18 protein-coding genes are annotated in these 23912 nt (G+C 35.6%); 15 read left to right on the top strand and 3 right to left on the bottom strand.

The features are described 5' to 3' along the window. The 11 genes from prmC to pgi all read left to right on the top strand — a co-directional run bounded on the left by prmC (position 1) and on the right by pgi (position 12446). Entirely contained in the window at positions 1-906 is a 906-nt protein-coding gene (prmC, locus tag HNR69_RS00315) for a peptide chain release factor N(5)-glutamine methyltransferase (RefSeq protein ID WP_012340568.1), read from the top strand. Next, on the top strand, positions 890-1684 hold the full coding sequence (locus HNR69_RS00320) for a SirB1 family protein (protein WP_011609101.1): 795 nt from the start codon (positions 890-892) through the stop codon (positions 1682-1684). Before prmC ends, HNR69_RS00320 begins: the two co-directional genes overlap by 17 nt. A 13-nt stretch (positions 1685-1697) precedes the next feature. Then, the gene (kdsA, locus tag HNR69_RS00325; RefSeq protein WP_012340566.1) at positions 1698-2552 is read left to right on the top strand and encodes a 3-deoxy-8-phosphooctulonate synthase; all 855 of its coding nucleotides are present in this window, start codon (positions 1698-1700) and stop codon (positions 2550-2552) included. Between the two features lie 108 nt (positions 2553-2660). Then, positions 2661-3605, top strand: a complete 945-nt coding sequence (locus tag HNR69_RS00330) for a 2-hydroxyacid dehydrogenase (protein ID WP_178384293.1) — start codon at positions 2661-2663, stop codon at positions 3603-3605. 170 nt (positions 3606-3775) lie between these two features. Continuing rightward, positions 3776-4966, top strand: coding sequence for a lipoprotein-releasing ABC transporter permease subunit (locus HNR69_RS00335; RefSeq protein ID WP_075293913.1), 1191 nt, complete (start codon positions 3776-3778; stop codon positions 4964-4966). Positions 4967-4986: 20 nt separating this feature from the next. Beyond that, complete coding sequence (lolD, locus tag HNR69_RS00340; RefSeq protein WP_011609097.1) at positions 4987-5670, top strand: lipoprotein-releasing ABC transporter ATP-binding protein LolD; 684 nt, start codon at positions 4987-4989, stop codon at positions 5668-5670. After that, positions 5667-6917 (top strand): lipoprotein-releasing ABC transporter permease subunit LolE, encoded by a 1251-nt coding sequence (gene lolE / locus HNR69_RS00345; protein ID WP_075293912.1) that lies wholly within the window; start codon positions 5667-5669, stop codon positions 6915-6917. The genes lolD and lolE overlap by 4 nt, the downstream gene beginning before the upstream one ends. Positions 6918-7023: 106 nt before the next feature. After that, a complete protein-coding gene (aroG, locus tag HNR69_RS00350; RefSeq protein ID WP_011609095.1) occupies positions 7024-8103 on the top strand; it encodes a 3-deoxy-7-phosphoheptulonate synthase AroG in 1080 nt (359 codons plus the stop codon). A gap of 151 nt (positions 8104-8254) precedes the next feature. Next, a complete protein-coding gene (locus tag HNR69_RS00355) occupies positions 8255-9673 on the top strand; it encodes a replicative DNA helicase (protein WP_075293911.1) in 1419 nt (472 codons plus the stop codon). Between the two features lie 16 nt (positions 9674-9689). After that, positions 9690-10769, top strand: a complete 1080-nt coding sequence (alr, locus tag HNR69_RS00360) for an alanine racemase (RefSeq protein WP_075293910.1) — start codon at positions 9690-9692, stop codon at positions 10767-10769. Positions 10770-10796: 27 nt separating this feature from the next. Beyond that, complete coding sequence (gene pgi / locus HNR69_RS00365) at positions 10797-12446, top strand: glucose-6-phosphate isomerase (protein ID WP_075293909.1); 1650 nt, start codon at positions 10797-10799, stop codon at positions 12444-12446. A gap of 47 nt (positions 12447-12493) precedes the next feature. On the opposite strand, the gene tilS is transcribed toward pgi, so the two are convergent. From tilS to accA, 3 genes are all read right to left on the bottom strand, one after another. Then, positions 12494-13777: a tRNA lysidine(34) synthetase TilS gene (gene tilS / locus HNR69_RS00370; protein WP_075293908.1), complete on the bottom strand. Its 1284-nt coding sequence runs from the start codon at positions 13775-13777 to the stop codon at positions 12494-12496. 74 nt (positions 13778-13851) lie between these two features. Further along, the gene (gene pdxY / locus HNR69_RS00375) at positions 13852-14712 is read right to left on the bottom strand and encodes a pyridoxal kinase PdxY (protein ID WP_075293907.1); all 861 of its coding nucleotides are present in this window, start codon (positions 14710-14712) and stop codon (positions 13852-13854) included. A 68-nt stretch (positions 14713-14780) separates the two neighbouring features. Next, positions 14781-15734: an acetyl-CoA carboxylase carboxyl transferase subunit alpha gene (gene accA / locus HNR69_RS00380; RefSeq protein WP_075293906.1), complete on the bottom strand. Its 954-nt coding sequence runs from the start codon at positions 15732-15734 to the stop codon at positions 14781-14783. A 322-nt stretch (positions 15735-16056) separates the two neighbouring features. On the opposite strand from accA, the gene dinB reads away from it, so the two are divergent. From dinB to recD, 4 genes are all read left to right on the top strand, one after another. Next, entirely contained in the window at positions 16057-17121 is a 1065-nt protein-coding gene (gene dinB / locus HNR69_RS00385) for a DNA polymerase IV (protein ID WP_075293905.1), read from the top strand. Between the two features lie 82 nt (positions 17122-17203). Beyond that, entirely contained in the window at positions 17204-18070 is an 867-nt protein-coding gene (gene htpX, locus HNR69_RS00390; protein WP_012340556.1) for a protease HtpX, read from the top strand. 110 nt (positions 18071-18180) lie between these two features. Then, positions 18181-21831, top strand: coding sequence for an exodeoxyribonuclease V subunit beta (gene recB / locus HNR69_RS00395; RefSeq protein WP_075293904.1), 3651 nt, complete (start codon positions 18181-18183; stop codon positions 21829-21831). Continuing rightward, a complete protein-coding gene (gene recD, locus HNR69_RS00400; protein WP_075293903.1) occupies positions 21831-23855 on the top strand; it encodes an exodeoxyribonuclease V subunit alpha in 2025 nt (674 codons plus the stop codon). Before recB ends, recD begins: the two co-directional genes overlap by 1 nt. Positions 23856-23912 lie beyond the last annotated feature (57 nt).

The following is a 23912-nucleotide window of genomic DNA, read 5'->3' on the forward strand; positions in this document are numbered from 1 at the left end:
ATGAATTATCAACAATGGCTGGAACTTGCCGAAAAACGTTTATTTGAGAATGTTGCTAAAGATCCTTTCTTAGATGCTAAAGTTGATGCAAATTTGTTATTGCAGACCGTCACTAAACGTTCAAAATCAGCGATTTTAGCTTTTTCAGAAACCTTATTGACAGAGGATGAATTGAAACAACTCACAGAATTATTGGTTCGCCGTGCTAAAGGTGAACCAATGGCGTATGTGCTGGGTGAAACGGAATTTTGGACATTAAATTTACAGGTGGCTCCCTATACTTTAATTCCACGTCCAGATACTGAGATTTTGGTTGAACAAGCACTGGTTTGCATTCAATTGCTTAAGAAATCAAAAGACTTTACTCAATCCCCCATTCGTATTTTAGATTTAGGAACAGGGACAGGTGCTATAGCTTTGGCGTTGGCTGATGAACTGAAAAAGAGCGGTCAACATTTTGAGATATTTGGTCTGGATGTTATTGCCGACGCTGTTAAATTAGCAAAAACTAATGCAGTGCGTAATCATTTGACCGAAGTACAGTTTTTGCAAAGTAATTGGTTTGAGCAAGTAACTGGACAATTTGATTTAATTGTCAGTAATCCCCCTTATATTGATGCGGAAGATCAGCATTTAAATCAGGGTGATGTACGTTTTGAGCCTTTGACGGCGTTGGTGGCAGAAAAAAAAGGATATGCCGATTTACAATATATTATTGAGCAAGCTCCTAATTATTTAAAAAAACAAGGTTTTTTATTAGTAGAGCATGGCTGGCAGCAAGGGCAAAAAGTGCGGTCTTTTTTTGCCGAGAAACTGTGGAAACAAGTTGAAACAATTAACGATTATGGCGGTAATGAGCGAATAACATTAGCTCAATTAAGAGGAAAAAATGAAGTATTATCATAAAGCATTATATGATGAAATGACCTCTTTTTATCTTATTACGCATGACAATAGTAGTAAAGAAATACGGCGTATTCGAGGCATGATTGGCGGTTTGGTTCGTGAAGCTCGTAAAAAAATTGATTCTAATTGGGAAACTAAAAGAAAAATTCATCATTTATTGCAGTTGATGTATGGAGAATGGGGATTTTTTTGTGATCCCGAACGGTATTTTGCGTTGGAGAACTTATATTTGGATCAAGTGTTAACGCAACGAAGAGGAATGCCGGTAACACTGGGAGCAATAGTTTTATACTTGGCTGAAAGTTTGAATTTGCCCATTTATCCGGTCAATTTTCCTACGCAATTAATTTTGCGTGCTGATGTTGATGAAGAGGTCGCCTTTATTGATCCTTGGAATGGTCAATATATGACATATTCTCAGCTAAAAAAGTTATATGAAGGAGCATTTGGTTTTGGTACTGAATTAAGCTTGGAGATATTAGAAGTTGCAGATGTGCAAGAATTAACGAATCGGTTTTGTCAATTAGCAAAGCATGCGTTAATTCGTGAATTTAGAAATAATGAGGCATATCAATATATTGATATGCTCTTGTCCAGAAATCCTGATGATCCTTATGAAATTCGTGATCGTGGGGTGGTATTAACTCAAATGGGGTGTATGCAAGCGGCATTGAATGACTTTGAATATTTTTTAGAAAAATGTCCGGAAGATCCGACCGCACTTTTATTATTACCTCAATTGGAATATTTACAATTAGAAATTGAATCTATTCATTAGTAAGGAAATGATTATGCAAAATCAAGTTATTCAGTTAGGCAATATTGAAATCGGCAATAATAAGCCTTTTGTTTTATTCGGTGGTATGAATGTGTTGGAAAGTCGTGATATGGCGATGCAAGTTTGTGAAAAATATGTAGAAGTTACGCAAAAATTAGGCGTACCCTATATATTTAAAGCCTCATTTGACAAAGCTAATCGATCTTCTATTCATTCTTATCGTGGTCCTGGAATGGAAGAAGGATTAAAAATTTTCCAAGAATTAAAAGAGACTTTTGGTGTAAAAGTGATTACTGATGTACATGAAATTTATCAATGCCGACCTGTAGCGGAAGTCGTTGATATTATTCAACTACCGGCTTTTTTAGCTCGTCAAACTGATTTAGTTGAAGCGATGGCTCGTACAGGTGCGGTGATTAATGTGAAAAAACCACAATTTTTAAGCCCAGGTCAAATAGGCAATATTGTGGAAAAAATCGCAGAATGTGGAAATAATAAGGTGATTTTGTGTGATCGAGGTACTAATTTTGGTTATGACAACTTAGTAGTGGACATGCTCGGTTTCAATATTATGAAAAAAGTGTCACAAGGTTGCCCTGTTATTTTTGACGTAACTCATTCTTTACAATGTCGTGATCCTTTTGGGGCAGCTTCCGGTGGTCGTCGTGATCAGGTAACCGAATTGGCTCGTTCCGGTATGGCGATTGGATTAGCCGGATTATTCTTAGAATCTCATCCTAATCCAAACCAAGCAAAGTGTGATGGACCATCGGCATTACCTTTATCAAAACTTGAACCTTTTGTTGCACAAATGAAAGCTATTGATGATCTAGTTAAATCTTTTGAGGAAATAGATACGTCAAATTAAATGAGCATAATGAAAAATCCGTATTTTTAGTGAATACGGATTTTTTCTATATTTATGTTTATTACTTTGGTATATTGACACGGCCTATTCCAATTAACTAAGGAGAAAATGATGCAAATTGTATTTTTAGACAGTACGGCAATTCCAAAACATATTACTATTCCTCGCCCAAGTTTTGAGCATCAATGGATTGAATATGAATATACCGATGCTGATCAGTTGATAGATCGTGCAAAAGAGGCTGATATTGTTATTACCAGTAAGGTTATTTTCAGTCGTGAGGTGATGTTGCAATTACCTAAGTTAAAATTAATCGCTATTACGGCAACGGGAACGAATAATGTTGATTTAATAGCAGCTAAAGAATTGGGTATTACAGTAAAAAATGTAACCGGCTATTCTTCGGTAACCGTACCTGAGCATGTCTTAGGTTTAATTTTTGCCTTAAAACATAGTTTAATGAATTGGTACAGAGATCAGCTAAGTGCAAAATGGGCAGACTGTAAACAATTTTGCTATTTTGATTATCCGATTACCGATGTTAAAGGATCAACTTTAGGCGTGATAGGTAAAGGCTGTTTAGGTTCGGAAATTGGTCGATTAGCGACCGCACTTGGTATGAATGTGATTTACGCTGAACATCGTGGTGCAACAGAAATTCGTTCGGGATATTTACCTTTTGAACAGGTTTTAAAGCAAGCGGATATTGTGACTTTGCATTGTCCTTTAACGGAGCAAACACAAAATTTGATTAATGCAGAAACGTTAAAGTTAATGAAACCGACGGCTTACTTAATTAATACCGGACGAGGCCCTTTAGTTGATGAACAGGCACTGGTTGAAGCATTGGAAAATAAAGTGATTGCCGCAGCGGCTATTGATGTACTGGTTAAAGAACCGCCTGAGAAAGAGAATCCGCTTATTCAGGCAGCTACTCGTTTACCAAACTTGATTGTTACTCCACATATTGCATGGGCATCAGATAGTGCGGTGACCACTTTGGTGAACAAAGTTGCACAAAATATTGGAGAGTTTGTCAAAACAGGTAAATAATTAGTTAAGCTGATTTTATTTACTCAGTAAAAAATGACTAAATTGGGTTTGTTAGATTAATTTTCAGTAACAAAGAAAACACTGGTTTAATAAATCCAATTTTATTGTTTTTATTTTCTTGATGTAGTCGCAACGTGAATTCATAGATTTGTAATTTTATAGATTATAAGATGACCTTTCCAATTTCTCTTTTTATTGCATTACGCTATTGGCGGGCTAAAAGTGCGGATCACTTCGGGCAATTAGTTACGACGCTTGCTACCGTTGGTATTATTTTAGGTGTTATGGCGTTAATTATTGTTTTGTCTGTGATGAACGGCTTGGAAAAATATCAAAAACAACAGGTTCTTTCCAATATTCCGCACAGTATTTTAATGCCTAAAAATAATTCTATATATTTGACCACCTCGCAACCGGACATGCCCGATTTTGTGCAAAAAGTTGTGCCGATTAATACAACTTCTGTCGTGTTTCAAACTGCACAAGGTGTCAGTGCTGGGCAAATTCTTGGGGTGCAAAAATTTTCTGATGATCCTTTATTGAGTGAGTTTTCAGAAAATCATTTTTCGCAACTTCTTCCAATCGGTGAGTTTAAATTAATTATCGGTTGGAAATTGGCACAAAAATTAAACGTACAGATTGGTGATAAAGTTCGAGTGATGGTGACGGAAAATAGCCAATATACTCCCTTTGGTCGAGTTCCGGTACAACGTTTATTTACCATCAGTGATATTTACTCTTCCTTTTCTGAACAGGCAAGCTATGCAGTTTTTGCCAATTTAGCGGATATTGGACGCTTAATGCGGATTAAACCTGAACAAGTTCAAGGTTATCGCTTATTTTTGCAAGATCCTTTTTTCATTAGTGAATTGCCTAAGTTTTTCCCTACTGAGCAATGGAAAATTGTAGATTGGCGTAGTCAAAAAGGGGAGTTTTTCCAAGCAGTTCGCATGGAAAAGAATATGATGAGCTTGCTAATTAGTTTAATTATTGTGGTGGCTGTTTCTAATATTGTTACTTCATTAAGTTTGATGGTGGTGGATAAACAAGGTGAAATTGCTATTTTACAAACACAGGGATTGAGAAAAGGACAAGTGCGTAATATTTTTATTTTGCAAGGTTTTTTTGTAGGGGCAAGCGGTGCTGTGTTAGGTGGCGGTTTAGGGGTTGTTGTAGCAATGAATTTAGCGAAGATTATTCAGTGGATTAATCCTCAGGGTATTTTTTTACCGACAGAAATTAACGTTTATCAAATTGCGTTAATTTTATTTTTCTCGTTAACATTATCTTTAATATCAACAATTTATCCAGCTTACCGAGCGAGTAAAATTGAGCCGGCACAAGCATTACGTTATGAATAATAAGAGAACTGGAGCAAACGATGAATAGATTATTAATCTGTCAAAATATTACAAAGCATTATCAGGAAGGAAGTCTTCAAACTCAAGTCTTAAAAGAGGTGTCTTTTTCCATGCAGGAAGGAGAATTAATTGCTATTGTAGGAAGTTCCGGATCCGGCAAAAGTACTCTTTTACATATGTTAGGCGGATTAGATCAGCCAACAAGCGGTGAAGTTTTTATTCATGGGCAATCACTACAAAGGGCAACACAGGACGAATTAGCTAAACTGCGTAATCAGTATTTAGGATTTGTGTATCAATTTCATCATTTAATGGCGGATTTTACCGCACTTGAAAATGTGATGATGCCGATGTTAATTAGTCACAAAAATAAAACAGAGGCGAAAGATCGAGCTGAGAATATACTAAGTGCGGTGGGATTGGCTAAGAGAATTTTGCATAAACCGTCCGCACTTTCTGGCGGAGAGCGTCAACGTGTTGCAATTGCTAGATCGTTGGTGAATAATCCAAAACTCGTGTTGGCTGATGAACCTACGGGAAATTTGGATCATAAGACAACAGAAAGTATTTTTGAACTTATCCAAAAACTTAATCAGGAACAAAAAATTGCATTTTTATTAGTAACTCATGATTTGCAATTAGCGGAAAAGTTGGGTCGCCGTTTAGTGATGCAAGACGGTATCTTGAGGGAAAGTAACTCATGAATACTCCATTTTTTATTAGCTGGCGTTATCAATACAGTCGTTCTAAAAATAAGTTGGTATCATTAATTGCTTTATTTTCAACTATTGGAATTGCATTAGGTGTGGCAGTGTTGATTGTAGGATTAAGTGCGATGAACGGTTTTGAGCGAGAACTTAATCAGCGTATTTTATCTGTTGTTCCACATAGTGAAATTATATCGTATCAAGAGCAAGGAAATGTCAAGATTGAAAGTCGACAAAAAATTACCGCACTTTTACAGCAGGATCCAAATGTTTTAGCACAATCCCCTTTTGTTGAATTTACGGCATTAATTGAAAACGGCACAAAACTGAAAGTAGCTCAAGTGAGGGGAATAGAACAAGTTACACAAGATCAAGTGAGTAATTTGAGTAAATTTGTGTTAAATGATGGCTGGCAACAATTTCAGAAAAATGGCGGTTTGGTTTTAGGCTATGGCATTGCGAAAGAATTAGGTGTATCCGAAAATGATTGGGTAACGTTATTAATTTCTTTTGCTAATAGCGATAATCAATTATCTCAGCCTCTCCGTTATCGCATTCAAGTAACAGGTATTTTGCGTTTAGATGGGCAATTGGATCATAGCTATGCGTTGATGAGCTTATCGCAAGCACAAGTATTATTGGATTATACGCCCGATGAAATTACTGGGGTTGAGCTAAAAGTTCAAGATCCTTTTGCGGTTAGAAAGATGACGTATGAATATTTATATGATTATCCGCAACGCCTACAAGTTCAAGATTGGATTGGCAAGTTTGGTTATATGTATAACGATATTCAGTTAATTAGAACAGTAATGTATATTGCGATGGTGTTGGTGATAGGTGTTGCCTGTTTTAATATTGTGTCAACTTTGATTATGGCAGTAAAAGATAAACAGGCTGATATTGCTATTATGCGTACATTGGGGGCTAATAATCGTTTTATTAAACAAATTTTTGTTTGGTACGGGTTGCAATCAGGTATGAAAGGCTGTTTAGTTGGAATAGCATTGGGGGTAATACTGAGTTTAAATTTAACCGATCTGATTCAATTTATTGAATTTTTACTGGATAAAAAGTTATTATCAGATGGAATTTATTTTATTGATTTTTTACCGAGCGAATTACATTGGCAAGATGTACTTATGGTACTAGTGGTCGCTTTGATGTTGAGTTTATTGGCAAGTTTATATCCAGCAAGCCGAGCGGCTAAATTACAACCTGCACAAGTCTTAAGTGCGTACTAGGAAAAATTAGTTTACTAGTACAAAAATAAATGTTACGTTTAATACCATTAAATATAAATTGTTAATTCTATGATTGTAAATTTTATGTAGTAAGAGAGAGTAGTATATGGCTAAGAATAAAAATAATATTCGTATTGCAAATGATGACACCAGAATTGCAAAAGTTGAGCAAGTTTTGCCCCCTATTGCATTATTAGAAAAATTTCCTGCAAGTGATGTAGCCATTAAAACAGTAAAAAAAGCCCGCTTGGCAGCACATAACATTATTCATCAAAAAGATGATCGTTTACTCGTTATTATTGGACCTTGTTCTATTCATGATCCTGCTTCTGCGTTGGAATATGCTAAACGCATTAAAGAAATGCGTATAAAATATCATGATACGTTGGAAATTATAATGCGTGTGTATTTTGAAAAACCACGTACAACTGTGGGTTGGAAAGGATTAGTGAATGATCCTCATTTAGATGGTAGCTATGCTTTAAATGATGGTTTGCGTATTGCACGTAAATTATTATCTGATATTAACGATATGGAAATGCCTACTGCCGGTGAATTTTTAGATATGATTTCACCGCAATACCTTGCGGACTTTATGAGTTGGGGGGCTATTGGAGCAAGAACAACGGAATCGCAAGTTCATCGTGAATTGGCATCCGGTTTGTCATGTGCGGTGGGCTTTAAGAATGGAACTAACGGTGGAGTTCGCATTGCTCTTGATGCAATAGGTACGGCAGAAGCACCACATTATTTTCTATCTGTCACAAAATTCGGTCATTCAGCAATTGTGTCTACAAAAGGAAATGAGGATTGTCATATTATTTTGCGTGGAGGTGAGAAAGGTCCTAATTATAGTGCGGAAGATGTTCGGACAGTTTGTGCGGATATAGAAAAAACCGGTCGCATTCCGCATGTTATGGTGGATTTTAGTCATGCGAATAGTAGTAAACAATTTAAAAAACAGTTAGATGTTTGCACTGATGTCTGTACTCAAATTGCTAATGGTTCAAAACAAATTTTTGGTGTCATGGTTGAAAGCCATTTAGTTGAAGGTCGTCAAGATTTAGTTGAAGCAAAAGCACTTACCTATGGACAAAGTATTACCGATGCTTGTATTGGTTGGTCAGATACAGAAATCGTATTACAACAATTGTCTGAGGCATTAATTGAACGACGTAAGAAGTAAAATTTCTCAAAAATAACCGCACTTTAAGGTGCGGTTGCTTTTCATCACTTATATTGTTTTGATTAATTTTTCCCTCTCTCTTAATTCTCGCTTAGATTTGGTATATCATATAGCACAGTTTTCAATTTCTAATTAGGTAATTTTTCTTTTAATGACTAAAGCAACTACCGGTTCAAATCAATCTGCACGGATCAAAGATAAAAAATTTGAGCAAACCCTCATTCCTCCTCATTCCATTGAAGCGGAGCAAGCTGTTTTAGGTGGGATTCTATTAGATAATCGTTATTGGGATAGCGTAGCGGATCAGATCATTGCCGAAGATTTTTATACTTTTGAGCATCGGATTATTTTTCAAGAAATAGCATTATTATTTGCACAAAATACCCCTGTTGATTTATTAGTTCTTGATGAGGTGTTAAAGGCAAAAGGAAAAAGTGAAGAGGTCGGTGGTTTTGCTTATTTAGCAGAGTTGTCCAACAATACGCCGAGTGCGGCCAATATTTTGACTTATGCTGAAATTGTGCGTGAAAAAGCAATTTTACGTGAGTTAATTTCAGTGGGAAATAATATTGTAAAAAATGCGTATAAACCAAATGGGCAAGCAATAAAAGACATTTTGGATAATGCGGAGCGTGATATATTTTCTATTGCGGAAAAACGAACATCAGCTAATGAAGGACCGCAAAATGTAATAAATCTTCTTTTTAACACTATTGATAAAATTGAAAATCTGGCGGCTACACCAACAAATAACGGTGTGACCGGTGTTTCAACCGGTTTTACTGCATTGGATCAAAAAACATCTGGATTACAGAAATCCGATTTAATTATTGTTGCAGCTCGTCCTTCGATGGGTAAGACAACATTTGCTATGAATTTATGTGAGAATGCTGCGATGTTATCGGAAAAACCGGTTTTGGTTTTTAGCTTGGAGATGCCGGCTGAACAGATTTTGATGCGTATGTTAGCTTCACTTTCTCGAGTGGATCAGGTTAAAATCCGTACAGGTAATTTAACACAGCAAGATTTTGCTAAAATTTCCGGAACCTTTGGGATGTTTAAGCAAAAACCTAACTTGTATATTGATGATTCTTCGGGATTAACGCCAACGGAATTACGCTCCAGAGCAAGACGAGTGTATCGAGAAAATGGCGGGTTAAGTTTAATCATGGTTGACTATTTGCAATTAATGCGAGCTCCAGGATTTGAAAATAACCGCACTTTAGAAATTGCAGAAATTTCTCGTTCCTTAAAAGCATTAGCGAAAGAATTAAAAGTTCCTGTAGTTGCACTTTCTCAGTTAAATCGTACATTGGAGAACAGAGGGGATAGGCGACCTATAAACTCGGATTTGCGTGAATCGGGATCCATTGAACAAGATGCGGATTTGATTATGTTTATTTATCGAGATGAAGTTTATAACGAAACAACGGAAGATAATAAGGGCATTGCGGAAATTATTATCGGTAAGCAACGTAATGGACCTATTGGAACAGTGAAATTAGCCTTTCAGGGGCAATATTCACGTTTTGATAATTTAGCAAATATACCGCAGTATTATACAAAATAAGATTAGAGTCGAATCAATGAATGTCATACCTCCAACAGCCAGGATTAGTTCTGTTGCATTAAAACATAATATTCAAGTTATTAAGCAAAAAGCCAAAAACAGTAAAGTCATTGCAATTGTTAAGGCAAATGCTTATGGACATGGTTTGGAGTTCGTTTCCTCTACTCTACATCATCTGGTTGACTGTTTTGGTGTGGCTAGATTATCGGAAGCATTACGTCTATGTGCTGAAGGTATTACTAAACCTATTTTATTGTTAGAGGGTTTTTTTTCCGAGGATGATTTGCCAATTATTGCTGTTAATAACATTCAAACAGTTATCCATAATCAAGAACAGCTTTATGAGCTTAAGAAAGCCAAGTTGCCGAATAAAATTAAAGTATGGTTGAAAATTGACACAGGAATGCATCGTTTAGGTGTAGATCTTGAACAGGTAGAAGACTTTTATCAGCAACTTGTTCAATGTTCAAATGTAAAAGAAATCGGGTTTTTGAGTCATTTTAGCCGGGCAGATGAATTGATGTGTGGTTATACGGAAATTCAGTTAGAGCGTTTTTTACAAGTTACCGAGGGTAAACAAGGTGAGCGATCTATTGTTGCCTCATCAGGTATTTTGTTTTGGCAGCAAGCCTATTTAGATTGGATTCGTCCAGGTATTATTATGTATGGTATCTCGCCGAATAATACGCCTGCTGAGGTTTATGGATTCATTCCGGCTATGACGTTAACTTCTTCATTAATTACTATTAGAAATCATAAAAAAGGTGAACCTGTGGGGTATGGTGGAAGTTGGATTAGTGAGAGAGATACCAAAATAGGCGTTGTAGCTATTGGGTATGGAGATGGTTATCCTCGGGATATGCCTCAAGGTACACCGGTCTATATTAATGGCAGAAAAGTACCAATTGTTGGGCGTGTATCGATGGATATGTTAACGGTAGATCTTGGTATTGAAAGTCAAGATAAGGTGGGTGATGAAGTTATTTTATGGGGAAAGGAATTACCTATTGAGGAAATTTCTGCAATTAGCGGGATGATAAGCTATGAACTTATCACTAAATTAACACCTAGAGTATTGATCGAATATATTGATTAAATTTTTAAACCATAGAGAGGAAAAATGATGCAAAATATTAATCCAACTCAAACTAATGCGTGGAAAGCTTTAGAGCAACATCAAAAAGACTTAGATCAAGTTACTATTCAACAACTTTTTGAGCAAGAACCGACTCGATTTAATGACTATTCGTTAAAATTTGCCGAACAAATTTTAGTGGATTATTCAAAAAATAATATTAATCAACAAACATTATCTTTATTACGTCAGTTAGCTAAAGAATGTGCTTTGAATGAAGCAACTGAATCAATGTTTAATGGTGAAAAAATTAATCGTACAGAAAATCGTGCTGTATTACATACCGCACTTCGTAATTGTGCAAATACACCGGTTTATGTAGATGGTAAAGATGTTATGCCGGAAGTAAATGCAGTGTTGGCGAAAATGAAATCTTTTTGTCAACGTGTTATTTCCGGTGATTGGAAAGGTTACACCGGTAAAGCGATTACCGATGTGGTGAATATCGGTATCGGTGGCTCGGATTTAGGCCCTTATATGGTAACGGAAGCATTACGTCCCTATAAAAATCATTTAACCATGCACTTTGTTTCCAATGTTGATGGAACGCATATAGCGGAGACGTTGAAAAAAGTAAATCCGGAAACAACCTTATTTTTAGTTGCTTCAAAAACTTTCACAACACAGGAAACTATGACTAATGCGATTTCTGCACGTAAATGGTTTTTAGCAGCTGCACAAGATGAAAGCCAAGTAGCTAAGCATTTCGCTGCACTTTCAACCAATGTAAAAGAAGTGGAGAAGTTTGGTATAGATACTCACAATATGTTTGAATTTTGGGATTGGGTAGGCGGTCGTTATTCTTTATGGTCTGCAATCGGACTTTCTATTGCACTTTCTATTGGGTTTGACAATTTTGAGCAACTATTAGCTGGTGCACATGAAATGGATAAACATTTCCGCACCGCACCAATGGAACAAAATATTCCGATTACGTTAGCGTTAATTGGTATTTGGAACTGTAATTTCTTAGGTGCTGAAACTGAAGCGATGTTACCTTATGACCAATATTTACATCGTTTTGCAGCTTATTTCCAACAGGGTAATATGGAATCTAACGGTAAATATGTAGATCGCAGTGGTCAAGTGATTAATAATTATCAAACTGGTCCTATTATTTGGGGAGAACCTGGCACTAACGGTCAGCACGCATTCTATCAATTAATTCATCAAGGGACGAAGATTATTCCTTGTGATTTTATTGCCCCAGCACAAACCCATAATGTGTTGTCAGATCATCATAATAAATTGCTTTCAAATTTCTTTGCACAAACAGAAGCACTCGCTTTTGGTAAAACAAAACAAGAAGTTGAAGCTGAATTTATTCAAGCAGGGAAGTCCTTAGATGAAGTGAAAAATATTGTACCGTTTAAAATTTTTACCGGTAATAAACCGACAAACAGCATTTTAGTGCAAAAAATTACGCCATTCACGTTAGGTGCATTAATTGCTATGTACGAACATAAAATTTTTGTACAAGGGGTAATTTTTAATATTTACAGTTTTGATCAATGGGGAGTTGAATTAGGTAAACAACTTGCTAACCGCATTTTGCCGGAACTGGTTGGAGATGAGCAAATCAATAGTCACGACAGTTCAACCAATGGTTTAATTAATCAGTTTAAAGGTTGGCGTTAAGATAGGATTGGTTCTTAAAATAGCCCCATCAAGATGGGGTTATTTTTTTACTCACAATTATTAAAAAAACCTACCGCACTTTTAAATTTATTGCCATAAAAAATCAAGGGAATACGGGTGCGTTGCCATACAGGAACATTATGATCTTGCCAGCATTTTTTCATTTCTTGATGAAATCCTTGCGGGAGTTTAACTTTACCGGAATAACGAAAGCGAATTTCTATTTTTTCCTGTGTCAGGGGTAATAAAATCTGTTTATCTTGCCATGTAACCTGCAAATGCTCATTTTTGGTTAGTAAACAAATTTCACCTAAATTATCCGGTAAATTAATGCATTCGTTAGCTTGAATATCTAGGCGAATATGACTTAAATCTTGTAATATCGGCGTAGCATAAAGACGTTTTTGATAACGGCGTAAGACCTGATTTCCAAGTCTACATGTCGGATTACGATCCTCTTGTGCTTGAATCATATTTCTCATAATATTATCCAACTGTATTGTTGAAGGCATCAAAATATGGAGATGTTGTAACCAAGTTCGTAGTAAGGCTTTTTGCTTTAAAATTGAGTAAGTAGCGAAATTGGCAATGGATAAAGTGCGGTCGAATTTATCGTAAATTTTATTAAATTCATCATTAAGCAATTCATTAATCAGTTGCTGCTGTTCAAAGCAATGTTGAGCACTACGTTGTACCGCATTATCAATAGATTGCCAACGCTGACGAAGTTTAGGCAAAATATCATTACGTAAAAAGTTACGTTCATAACGATTATCAGCATTACTTTCATCTTCAATCCAGCTAAGTTTTTCTGTTTTAGCATATTGCTCAAGTTGTTGTCTTGTGCAATGTAAAAGCGGGCGAAAAATAGGCAGATTAAAAACAACACTCTGTATTTGCATTGCCCCCAATCCCTGTAAGCCACTGCCACGTTTTAAAGCTAACAAAAAGGTTTCTGTTTGATCTTGTTGATGATGAGCGGTAACAAGAATTTCGTTGTCTTGTAGATGATTAGCAATCGCTTGATAACGGGCTTCACGAGCATCAGCCTCAATCCCTTTACGAGGATTAATCGTCACCTTTTCACACAGAAAAGAAATATCCAGTTGCTGACAAATTTGTCGGCAATGAATAGCCCAGTTATCTGCATTTTGACTTAATCCGTGATGAATATGGATTGCCCGTAAGGATAAGTGCGGTTGTTTTTTTCTGAGTTTTGCCAATAAAGATAACAAAACCGTTGAGTCCAGTCCGCCACTAAATCCTAGTAGAAGTTTAGTATGAGAGGGAAACTGATTTAACTGATTTTGTAACTGTTGTAATAAATCCATAGGGATTCCGATCGAAATCTATTGAGCTTGGAAATATTAAAAGTAGGAGTAATAACCCCTACAATTTAATAAGATTAACCTATTTTTACTGCTTTATATTGGCTTTTCGGATTAACAATCCATTCACGAGCAGCAATAGTTTGAAGTTCATAGACGCCTGCATTATGTGTTGTTTCCATTACGTCATTTACTGTATTTGCAGTATGTTCAAATGCTTCAACATCCGATTTTCCATTCAGTAGGTTTGCAAGGAATAATCCAGCGGTTAAATCACCTACGCCAACAGGTTCTTTATTGAAATTATGTAATGGGCGACTGATATGCCAAATACCATCATTATTTGCCAATAACATTTCAAATTGTGCAGCATTCTTACCAACACGACTTAAATGTTTAACCAATACTTTTTTCGGACCTTTACTTAGAATCACTTTTACTGCTTCAATAGCCTGTTCAAAATTTTCAACCGCTAATCCGCTTAATTCTCTTAGTTCAACTAAATTTGGGGTAATAATATCTGCCTGAGCCATCGCAATTTTAATCAGTCCTTCTTTAACACCATCTGCAACAACACAGCCTTTATCAGGATGTCCCATCACCGGATCGCACAAATAAATTGCTTTTGGATTACGTTCTTTTACTTTATGAAAGGCTTTTATAATTTCTTCTACTTGTTCTGCTGAGCCGATATAACCGGACAGGACAGCATCACATTGATGAAGTTCTCCAATATTATCAATACCTTGTACAATTTCACCAATTTGTTCTTTGGGAATGACCATGCCGGTCCATTTTCCATATTGTGTATGGTTAGAAAATTGCACTGTATTTAACGCCCAAACATCAATGCCTAGCAACTGCATCGGAAATGTTGCTGATTTATTGCCTGCATAGCCATAAACAACGTGAGATTGAATTGAGAGAATATTTTTCATTTTTTCTTCCTATATAACATATCTATAAATAGAAAAGAGCGGTATAAGACCGCCCTATTTTTATAAAATTAGCAATAACCATAGCTCATTAATCGTTTGTAACGGCGATCTAATAAAGTCTCTTGATCTAATTTATCCAAGTCGGCAAGATCGGCTAACAAACGTTTTTTCAGATTATTTGACATAGTGTCATAGTTGCGATGTGCACCTCCTAAGGGTTCTTCAATTATGCTATCAATTAGTTTTAATTCGTGCAAACGAGAAGCTGTTAAGCCCATTACTTCTGCTGCTGTAGAGGCTTTTTCTGCACTTTTCCATAAAATCGAGGCACAGCCTTCCGGAGAAATAACGGAGTAAGTACTGTATTGCAGCATATTGATTTTATCACCAACACCGATAGCAAGCGCACCTCCCGAGCCGCCCTCACCAATTACTGTACAAATGATCGGTACTTTTAACATAGACATTTCACGTAAATTACGTGCAATAGCTTCAGATTGACCTCTTTCTTCTGCACCGACCCCTGGATAAGCTCCAGGCGTGTCGATGAAAGTAATGATTGGCAACTTGAATCGTTCCGCCATTTGCATTAAACGTAATGCTTTGCGATAACCTTCAGGTGCGGGCATACCAAAGTTACGTTTTACTTTTTCTTTAATGCTACGTCCTTTTTGATGACCGATAATCATAACGGGACGTTCCTCTAGACGAGCCAATCCACCGATAATTGCTTGATCATCAGCAAAAGCACGATCGCCTGCCAGTGTTTGAAAATCTGTAAAAATATGTTCAATATAGTCTAAAGTATAAGGACGATTAGGGTGGCGAGCCATTTGAGATACCTGCCAAGCATCTAAATTAGCAAAAGTTTTTTGCGTTAGCTCCGCACTTTTCTTTTGTAAACGAGTAATTTCATCATCTAAATTAATCTGTTGATCTTGTTGTGAAACTGAACGTAAAGCCTCAATTTTCGCTTCTAATTCAGCGATAGGCAGTTCAAAATCCAAAAATTCTTGGCTCATCTGATTTTCCTAAAAATGGTTTAGCACAAAATAACACCGCATTTTAATAACATTTCTATTAAGGTGCAAATGCGTCCTGTATTCTATGCCTTTTTTGCAAAAAAATCAGTGATTTTGTCAAAAATTTTAGCTGGTAGGACCGTATAGGAAAGAAGGAGAATAAAATGTACAGCTTTCAAAAAAGCATAGCTAAAAAGACATTACTTGGAGAAAAATAGGTATAAATGATGTTAAATAAGAAAAACAACAAAAAACTGTTTATTTATACAGTAAAAATGTTAGAATACGGTCAAATTTGAACATTTTAATCGCACTTTTAACAATGATGTTTCGTAAAATTATTCATATTGATATGGATTGCTTTTATGCATCTATTGAAATAAGAGATAAACCGGAATTGTATGATAGACCTGTTGCTGTGGGCGGATTGGCTAATCAGCGTGGGGTATTAAGTACTTGTAATTATGTTGCTCGTCAGTTTGGCTTACATAGTGCAATGCCAACATCGCAAGCACTGAAACTTTGTCCCGATTTGGTATTATTAGCTGTAAATATGCCTTTATATAAGCAGGTTTCGCAACAAATCCAACACATTTTTTTGCGTTATACGGATTTAATTGAACCTTTATCTTTAGATGAGGCTTATTTGGATGTAACGGATTGTCAAAAATGTTCAGGCTCAGCAACGTGGATTGCAGAAGAAATTAGACAAATCATTACTCAGGAAACGGGATTAACGGCATCTGCCGGTATTGCTCCGTTAAAATTTTTGGCTAAAATTGCTTCAGATCAGAATAAGCCCAATGGACAGTTTGTTATTAAGCCTGAAGAAGTTGCAACGTTTATTAGGCAACTTCCACTGAAAAAAATTCCGGGAGTGGGAAAAGTGACAACGCAACGATTACAGCAAATGGGATTGGAAACTTGTTCGGATATTCAACAATTTGACTATCATGTTTTAATCGATCGATTTGGTAAAATAGGACATCGTATTTGGCAATTTAGTCAAGGCATAGATGAACGCCCTGTGCAGTCTCATCGTGAACCTAAATCTATCGGGCTGGAACGAACTTTAATGAAAAATATTTTGCAGGTTGAACAAGGTATTGAGGTTATTAATAGCCTTTATCCTCTTTTATTGAAACGAATTAAAAAGACTTGTCCTGCTATTCCCTTAGAATGTTTTTGTAAAATAGGTGTGAAATTAAAATTTTATGACTTCCAAATAACAACATTAGAAAAAAGTGCGGTGAAATGTTCGCAAGAAAATTTTGTAAAACTATTAACTCAAATTTGGCAACGACATCAAAATCGTTCTGTGCGTTTAGTTGGATTATATGTCAGTATTCCTACAATAATTGAGCAAAAACAAATGAGTTTATGGTAACAAATTTTTTTATTTTACCCTTGAGTTTCAATATTTTGTCCTTATCATAGGCAGGGAATTTTTAATGTAAAGGAACTTTATTATGATGAGAATTTTGCTATTTTTAGCAACTAACTTTGCCGTTTTATTTGTTTTTAACATTATTTTGACGTTGACCGGTATTCAACGCCAAGATGCGGTGGGATTGTTGATTTTTGCTACTTTATTTGGTTTTACGGGATCTATTATTTCTTTACTGATGTCAAAATCAATGGCATTACGTTCGGTAAATGGTCAAGTTATTGAACAACCTCGTAATGAAACGGAACATTGGTTGCTTCAAACGGTGCATTCACAGGCAGAAAGAGCAGGATTACCTATGCCGACAGTTGCCATTTATCATTCAGCGGATGTAAATGCCTTTGCAACAGGTGCGACAAAAAAGAATTCACTTGTTGCCGTGAGTACAGGATTACTAAATGCTATGACAAGAGATGAGGCGGAAGCGGTTTTAGCTCACGAAGTAAGCCATATTAAAAGCGGTGATATGGTAACGATGACTTTGTTGCAAGGCGTATTAAATACGTTCGTCATTTTTATTTCTCGAATGCTGGCAAAAGTTGTTGCTACAGATCGTGATGGAAATACCAGTCAAGGTATATATTTTATGATTTCAATGGTTCTTGAGCTTGTGTTTGGTGTATTAGCAAGTATGATTGCAATGTGGTTTTCTCGCTATCGTGAATTTAAAGCTGATGCCGGTTCAGCGGAATTAGTGGGTAAACATAAAATGATTGCAGCGTTACAACGTTTGAAAACGTTGCATGAGCCACAAGAAATGGAGGGGCAGCTAGCTGCGTTTGCCATCAATGGAAAACGTGGGGGACTTGCTTCTTTATTCTTAAGTCATCCTCCATTGGAAAAACGTATTGAAGCATTACGTAATTTAGATAGTTTGAATGGCAAATAACATGAGAACGGAGCGGAAGATCTGCTCCGTTTTATTTTTACATCGGTTTGAAGGTTTGCAAAAAGAGTTTAGGTTAGGTAAATTAGTCAATATTCTATGTTCTATCGAAGATGCTTAATTTCATGACCAGCTTACAAGATCAATATTCTTCCTTACACATATCCGTCTTTCAACCTTTTAATCCTATTTCTACTCCGTTAAGTGCGGTCAGTTTAATTGAGGCATCTGCCGGTACAGGAAAAACTCATTCCATCGTTTCTCTTTATATTCGCTTGTTATTACAAGCGGGAGAAAATAATTTTTCTCAGGCATTGGAAGTTGATCAAATTTTGGTAGTAACTTATACAGAAATGGCAACACAAGAGTTAAAGCAACGTATTCGGGAACGTATTTATCAAACAAAACAAGCGTTAATTCAATATCAGCAACATCAAAATAAAACATTACTTGAAGATCAATTTCTGCAAGAATTACTGCCTTATATTAAAGACATCGATCTTGCAGTCTATCGTTTAACTTTAGCAGAACGAAATTTGGATATTTCCGCCGTTTCGACTATTCATAGTTTTTGTCGCCGAGTATTAATGCAATATGCCTTTAATTCGGGGGTACATTTTAATATGGAACTGGTGAGTGATGAATCTGAACTAATTCAACGTTTGGCAAATGAGCTATGGCGTGAAAATTTTTATCATCAGCCTTTGTCAGTCGCAAACTTCATTTTCAAAAAATTAGGATCGCCGAGGCAACTGGTATCTTACGTTTATAAATATCTTTCTCAGCCGCCAAAAGTAAATACCCAAAAACCGCACTTATTGGAGATTTCTCTGCAGCAATTTTTACATACTCAAGTTGAGCCTCAACTTAGTAAAATTCATCAATTTAAACAACGTTGGTTAGAAAATGAAAAAGCGTTAAGAGAGCTTGTCGCTTTAAAAAAATGGCGTAAAGATTGGTTTGAAAGTCGTTTTAATAAAATGCGAGTATGGGCAGAAAACGAGGATATTCAGCAACCTGAGGCGGCAAAATATTTTTATCAATTGGAATTAGATAAAAAAGAACCTTTAGTATCGCATGATTTATTTTCCGAATTGGAAAACTTAGTGACCAATGAAGTTACTCAAATTTCAAATAATTTTTCTGTACTTTTATACCATTGTGTTCATGAATTAAATCGTAAAATAATGGATTATAAACTTACGCATCAACAAAAGGGGTTTGATGATCTTTTACGTCTGGTACGCAATGCTTTATATCAACCACAAGGAGATAAATTAGCACAACTTATTCGCCATCAATATCCTTTTGCTATGATTGATGAGTTTCAGGATACAGATCAACAGCAATATGATATTTTTTATCAAATTTATATTAAAAGTGCGGTGAAAAATACGGGCTTTATTATGATTGGGGATCCTAAACAATCTATTTATAAATTTCGTGGTGCGGATATTTTTACCTATCTGAAAGCAACGGAACAAGCACAATATCGATTTAGTTTGGGCGAAAATTGGCGTTCTACACAACCTCTTATTCAGACGATAAATTATCTTTTTGATTTTCAAGAAAATCCTCCTTTTTTACATGAAAAAATTCCATTTCAACAGGTTGCTAAAGGATTATATTATGACACTCAAGGAAATCTTCTTCCCAACCGATTTTGCTTAAATGGGAGAATTGAACCTGCATTAAGAGGTTATTTGACTGACAACAATGACACACAACTTGCTGAAAATTGTGCTTTATCTATTGAGCAATGGCTACAAAGTGCGGTACAAAATCAAGCTATTTTAGATAACAAACCACTAAAAGCAAAAAATATTGCAGTTTTAGTCAGTAGTTTTACTCAAGCGGAGAAAATACAAAAAGCCTTAAGGGATAAAGGTATTGCATCAGTTTATCTTTCAGATCGTAGTAACGTTTTTGATAGTATCACTGCAAAAGAACTGTTGCATATTTTACGAGCTTGTTTAAATCCGTTAAATGAAAATAATATTTTAAATGCGTTGAGTACCGCTCTTTTTGCTAAAACCGGTGCAGAAATATTCCAAATTAAGCAAGATGAGAACTTATGGGAAAACTGTGTTGAGCGATTTATTGCCTACCAACAACAATGGCACAGGCAGGGTATTTTACCTATGTTGCATCATTTATTTGCAGTTGAAAAAATTAATGAAAATTTACAAATGATGGAACAAGGTGAGAGAAAAATGACTGATTTGTGGCATTTAAGTGAGTTATTGCAACAGGCTACCCGTTTAAATGATACCGAGTCCTCCTTAGTTCGTTGGTTTGAGAAACAGATTCAAGGCGAAGAACGTTTGGAAGAACAAATTCGGTTAGAAAGTGATCGAGAATTAGTCAAGATTGTTACATTACATAAATCCAAAGGGCTTGCTTATGATTTAGTTTGGATTCCTTTTATTTGTAAGCCGTCCCTATTCCGAGATAATGCCATTAATACTTATTATGATGAAAATCAAGAACAAGTGTTATGGGATATGGATAAGCAACATTCCGATGAAATTGAAAAAGAGCGTATGGCGGAAGATATCCGTTTACTCTATGTTGCACTTACTCGAGCGAAATATCAGATTGTTATTAATCTTCCTCGCGTTTTTGAGAAAAAATGGAATGCGTTACTTTATGTATTAACTAAGGGACAAATTGGTGTAAATAAAAGAATTGATGATGAATATGATGCAAAAAAATTGTTAAGTCCAATAATTGAGGAATTAGGTGAACAATGTGTTGAAATAGAGGAAGATAAAAAATTATTAGTAAGGAGAAATGAGTATATTACAGTGCAACAGGCATTGTCGCCGGTTGAAGCGGAAGAATTTCATGGCAAGATTGAGCGTAATTGGACTGTAACAAGTTTTACTGAAATGACCTACCGTCATCAACGTAACAGATCTTTAAGTTCTCGACAAAAAGCACTGCAGATTGAAATATCCGGAGTTTTTGATCAAGCAAGAGATTATGATGTGAAAGAAAATGGTCATGATATGTCAGCGTCTTTTGATATGAAGTTGAGTGCAGACTCTGATTATCCTGTAGGTTTTTCACCGTTTGATTTTCCTCATGGTGTCCATGTTGGTAGCGAATTCCATCGTTATTTTGAGAAATATAATATGATGCAGGCATTGAATGATGAGCAATTATCTAAACTTTGTCAGGCGTTACAATTAAGTGATGAATGGCAAAATCCATTGAAAAAATGGATAAATGCGATTTTTAATACGCCTTTAAAACAGGATATTGCAGGCTTTACTTTAGGCAATATCAAGTCGCAAGATTGTTTAAAAGAAATGCAATTTTATTTGAAATTAAATCAATCATTTAATGAAAATGTCTTTAATCGGCTGTTAAGTAAGTATCATCATTTACCGTCATCACCGATACTGATGGATAGAATTAAAGGTATGGTGAGAGGTTTTATTGATTTGGTCGTTCGTTTTGAAGGCAAGTATTACTTATTAGATTATAAGTCTAATTTATTAGGCTATTCCCCCCAAGACTATCAGCAAGAAAATTTAATCCAAGCAATGTGTAATAGTCATTATGATTGGCAATATTTAATTTATACCATTGCATTACATCGTTATTTAAAAGAGCGGGATAGAAAGTATGATTATCAGCGTGATTTCGGCGGTGTGATTTATACTTTTTTACGTGGAATGAATGGAAAAGATAATTCCGGAGTGTTTTTTGATAAACCGGATTGGCGTTTGATTTCTGAATTGGAGAGTTTATTTTAATGCTAAATATTTTGTATCAACTTAAGGAAAGGAAATTTATTCAAGCCGGTGATTATTATTTTGCAAAGTTGATTGCAGATAAACAACGGGAATTAGATTATTCATTACAAGTTAAAAATTTAGCTATTTTACTTGCCGTACTTTGTAATTTTCATAACCAACAAGGACATACGTGCTTAAAATTAGAAAATTTTTCTTTTAGAAATCTGTTTAATTTACCTTATGCGGAAAAAAGTTACCTTATTGATATTAAAGAGAAAATAGGGAATATTACACAATCTGAATGGCAAAATTTACTCATTAATCATATCGCATTTACTCAAGATCCTATTAATGAGGTAAAGCCCTTGGTGCTACAAAATAATCGCCTATATTTTTATCGCACATGGCAAGATGAGCATCGAATTGCCGAATTTTTAATTCGAACAATAAAACAGAAAGAAAATCAACCATATCCGATAGAAAAAATTCAAGGCATCTTACAAAAATACTTCCCGGTAGAGCATGAAGATAATAGTTTAAAACAAAAGCATAATTGGCAGAAAATTGCTGTAGCAACGGCAATTCATCAACCTTTTTGCATGATTACAGGTGGACCCGGAACAGGTAAAACGACAACAGTTACTCGATTATTATTGGCATTACAGGAGTTGGCAGAGGGAAAATTAGTTATTCGCCTGGTTGCCCCAACCGGAAAAGCTTCAGAACGCTTAAAAATTAGTATGAAAAATTCCTTTAATTTATTGACAAAAAAGGAGTTAATTAAAGTTAGTGAACATATAAAAAATGCTATTCCTTTTAATGCTGAAACTATTCATAGTTTAATTGGTGTGCGATTTTTTGAAGAAAAGACGAAATATAATAAACGTAATCCACTACCGATAGATCTCTTGGTGGTAGATGAAGCATCTATGGTGGATTTGTTTCTAATGGCGAAATTATTACAAGCCTTGAAACCGAGTTGTAAGCTGATTTTGCTTGGCGATAAGGATCAGTTATCTTCTGTTGAAGCAGGAGCGATTTTGGCTGAATTAGGTACTTTTAGACAATATTCAATTAGTTCAAAGTTAGCAGATTATTTACAGCAAACAACAGGGGAAAACTTAGAACATCATGCAGATGAAAATCTTATTCGTGATTGTTTATGCAACTTAGAAGGCAGTCGTCGTTTCGGTAAACATCCTTATATTGGTAAATTAGCTCAATTAATTAACCAACAAAAAATTGCTGAAAGTTGGCAATTATTTCATCAATATCAACAAGAAAATAACACAAACGACACGGGAGAAATCAATTTAGTGGATTATTCTACACAATATGAACAAACTAATATTGATGAACAGCCATTAGCACACCATTATTCTCAATATTGCAGTCAATTGGTCGTGCAAAGTGCGGTGCAAAATTATGAAGAATATTTGCAACTTATTCACAAAATTACTGAAAATAACTTACCGATTAAACTGCATATTGCGGCTATTTTTGCCGCATTCAATAAAGTGAGATTTTTGACCGCACTTAGGGTAGGAGAATTGGGGAGCGAAAATCTCAATCAACTTATTGCAGAACAATTAAAGAAAAAAGGACTTGTGCAATTTAATCATAGTCGTGATTTCTATATTGGAAAACCAATCATTATTACTGAAAATAATAGCCGTCTCGGATTGGCTAATGGTGATATTGCGTTGTATTTAGCAGAAAAACAACCTGATGGTAGCTTAAAAGGGCATTTTTGGTTTGAAAATGGTAAGGCTGAATTAGCAAGTCGTATTCCTGAGCATAGTCCGGCATTTGCCATGACTATTCATAAATCCCAAGGTTCAGAATTTTCTCATACCTTTGTGGTTTTGCCTTGTGAAGCCAATCCTGTTTTATGTAAAGAATTGGTTTATACAGGAGTAACAAGAGCAATCAATCAAGTTACTGTTTTTTCTGACCGCAAAGTATGGAATATGGCGGTGAGTAAAGCGACTGAGCGTCAAAGTGGGTTGGGTGAAGTATTGAGGAAATTAGCGATTAATTAACTTGTGATGACAGCAAAAATCTCAATAGATTTTATAAAAAGTCAAAAAATTGACCGC

It is taken from the genome of Histophilus somni (genome assembly GCF_014202395.1).
Classification (GTDB): domain Bacteria; phylum Pseudomonadota; class Gammaproteobacteria; order Enterobacterales; family Pasteurellaceae; genus Histophilus; species Histophilus somni.

Bases quoted from the DNA above. Each gene is read 5' to 3' on its own strand.
- recD (WP_075293903.1), top strand. From the start codon at position 21,831: ATGCTAAATATTTTGTATCAACTTAAGGAAAGGAAATTTATTCAAGCC.
- lolE (WP_075293912.1), top strand. From the start codon at position 5,667: ATGAATACTCCATTTTTTATTAGCTGGCGTTATCAATACAGTCGTTCT.
- lolD (WP_011609097.1), top strand. From the start codon at position 4,987: ATGAATAGATTATTAATCTGTCAAAATATTACAAAGCATTATCAGGAA.
- prmC (WP_012340568.1), top strand. From the start codon at position 1: ATGAATTATCAACAATGGCTGGAACTTGCCGAAAAACGTTTATTTGAG.
- aroG (WP_011609095.1), top strand. From the start codon at position 7,024: ATGGCTAAGAATAAAAATAATATTCGTATTGCAAATGATGACACCAGA.
- accA (WP_075293906.1), bottom strand. From the start codon at position 15,734: ATGAGCCAAGAATTTTTGGATTTTGAACTGCCTATCGCTGAATTAGAA.
- kdsA (WP_012340566.1), top strand. From the start codon at position 1,698: ATGCAAAATCAAGTTATTCAGTTAGGCAATATTGAAATCGGCAATAAT.
- HNR69_RS00335 (WP_075293913.1), top strand. From the start codon at position 3,776: ATGACCTTTCCAATTTCTCTTTTTATTGCATTACGCTATTGGCGGGCT.
- tilS (WP_075293908.1), bottom strand. From the start codon at position 13,777: ATGGATTTATTACAACAGTTACAAAATCAGTTAAATCAGTTTCCCTCT.
- pgi (WP_075293909.1), top strand. From the start codon at position 10,797: ATGCAAAATATTAATCCAACTCAAACTAATGCGTGGAAAGCTTTAGAG.
- recB (WP_075293904.1), top strand. From the start codon at position 18,181: ATGCTTAATTTCATGACCAGCTTACAAGATCAATATTCTTCCTTACAC.
- HNR69_RS00355 (WP_075293911.1), top strand. From the start codon at position 8,255: ATGACTAAAGCAACTACCGGTTCAAATCAATCTGCACGGATCAAAGAT.
- htpX (WP_012340556.1), top strand. From the start codon at position 17,204: ATGATGAGAATTTTGCTATTTTTAGCAACTAACTTTGCCGTTTTATTT.
- pdxY (WP_075293907.1), bottom strand. From the start codon at position 14,712: ATGAAAAATATTCTCTCAATTCAATCTCACGTTGTTTATGGCTATGCA.
- HNR69_RS00330 (WP_178384293.1), top strand. From the start codon at position 2,661: ATGATGCAAATTGTATTTTTAGACAGTACGGCAATTCCAAAACATATT.
- HNR69_RS00320 (WP_011609101.1), top strand. From the start codon at position 890: ATGAAGTATTATCATAAAGCATTATATGATGAAATGACCTCTTTTTAT.
- dinB (WP_075293905.1), top strand. From the start codon at position 16,057: ATGATGTTTCGTAAAATTATTCATATTGATATGGATTGCTTTTATGCA.
- alr (WP_075293910.1), top strand. From the start codon at position 9,690: ATGAATGTCATACCTCCAACAGCCAGGATTAGTTCTGTTGCATTAAAA.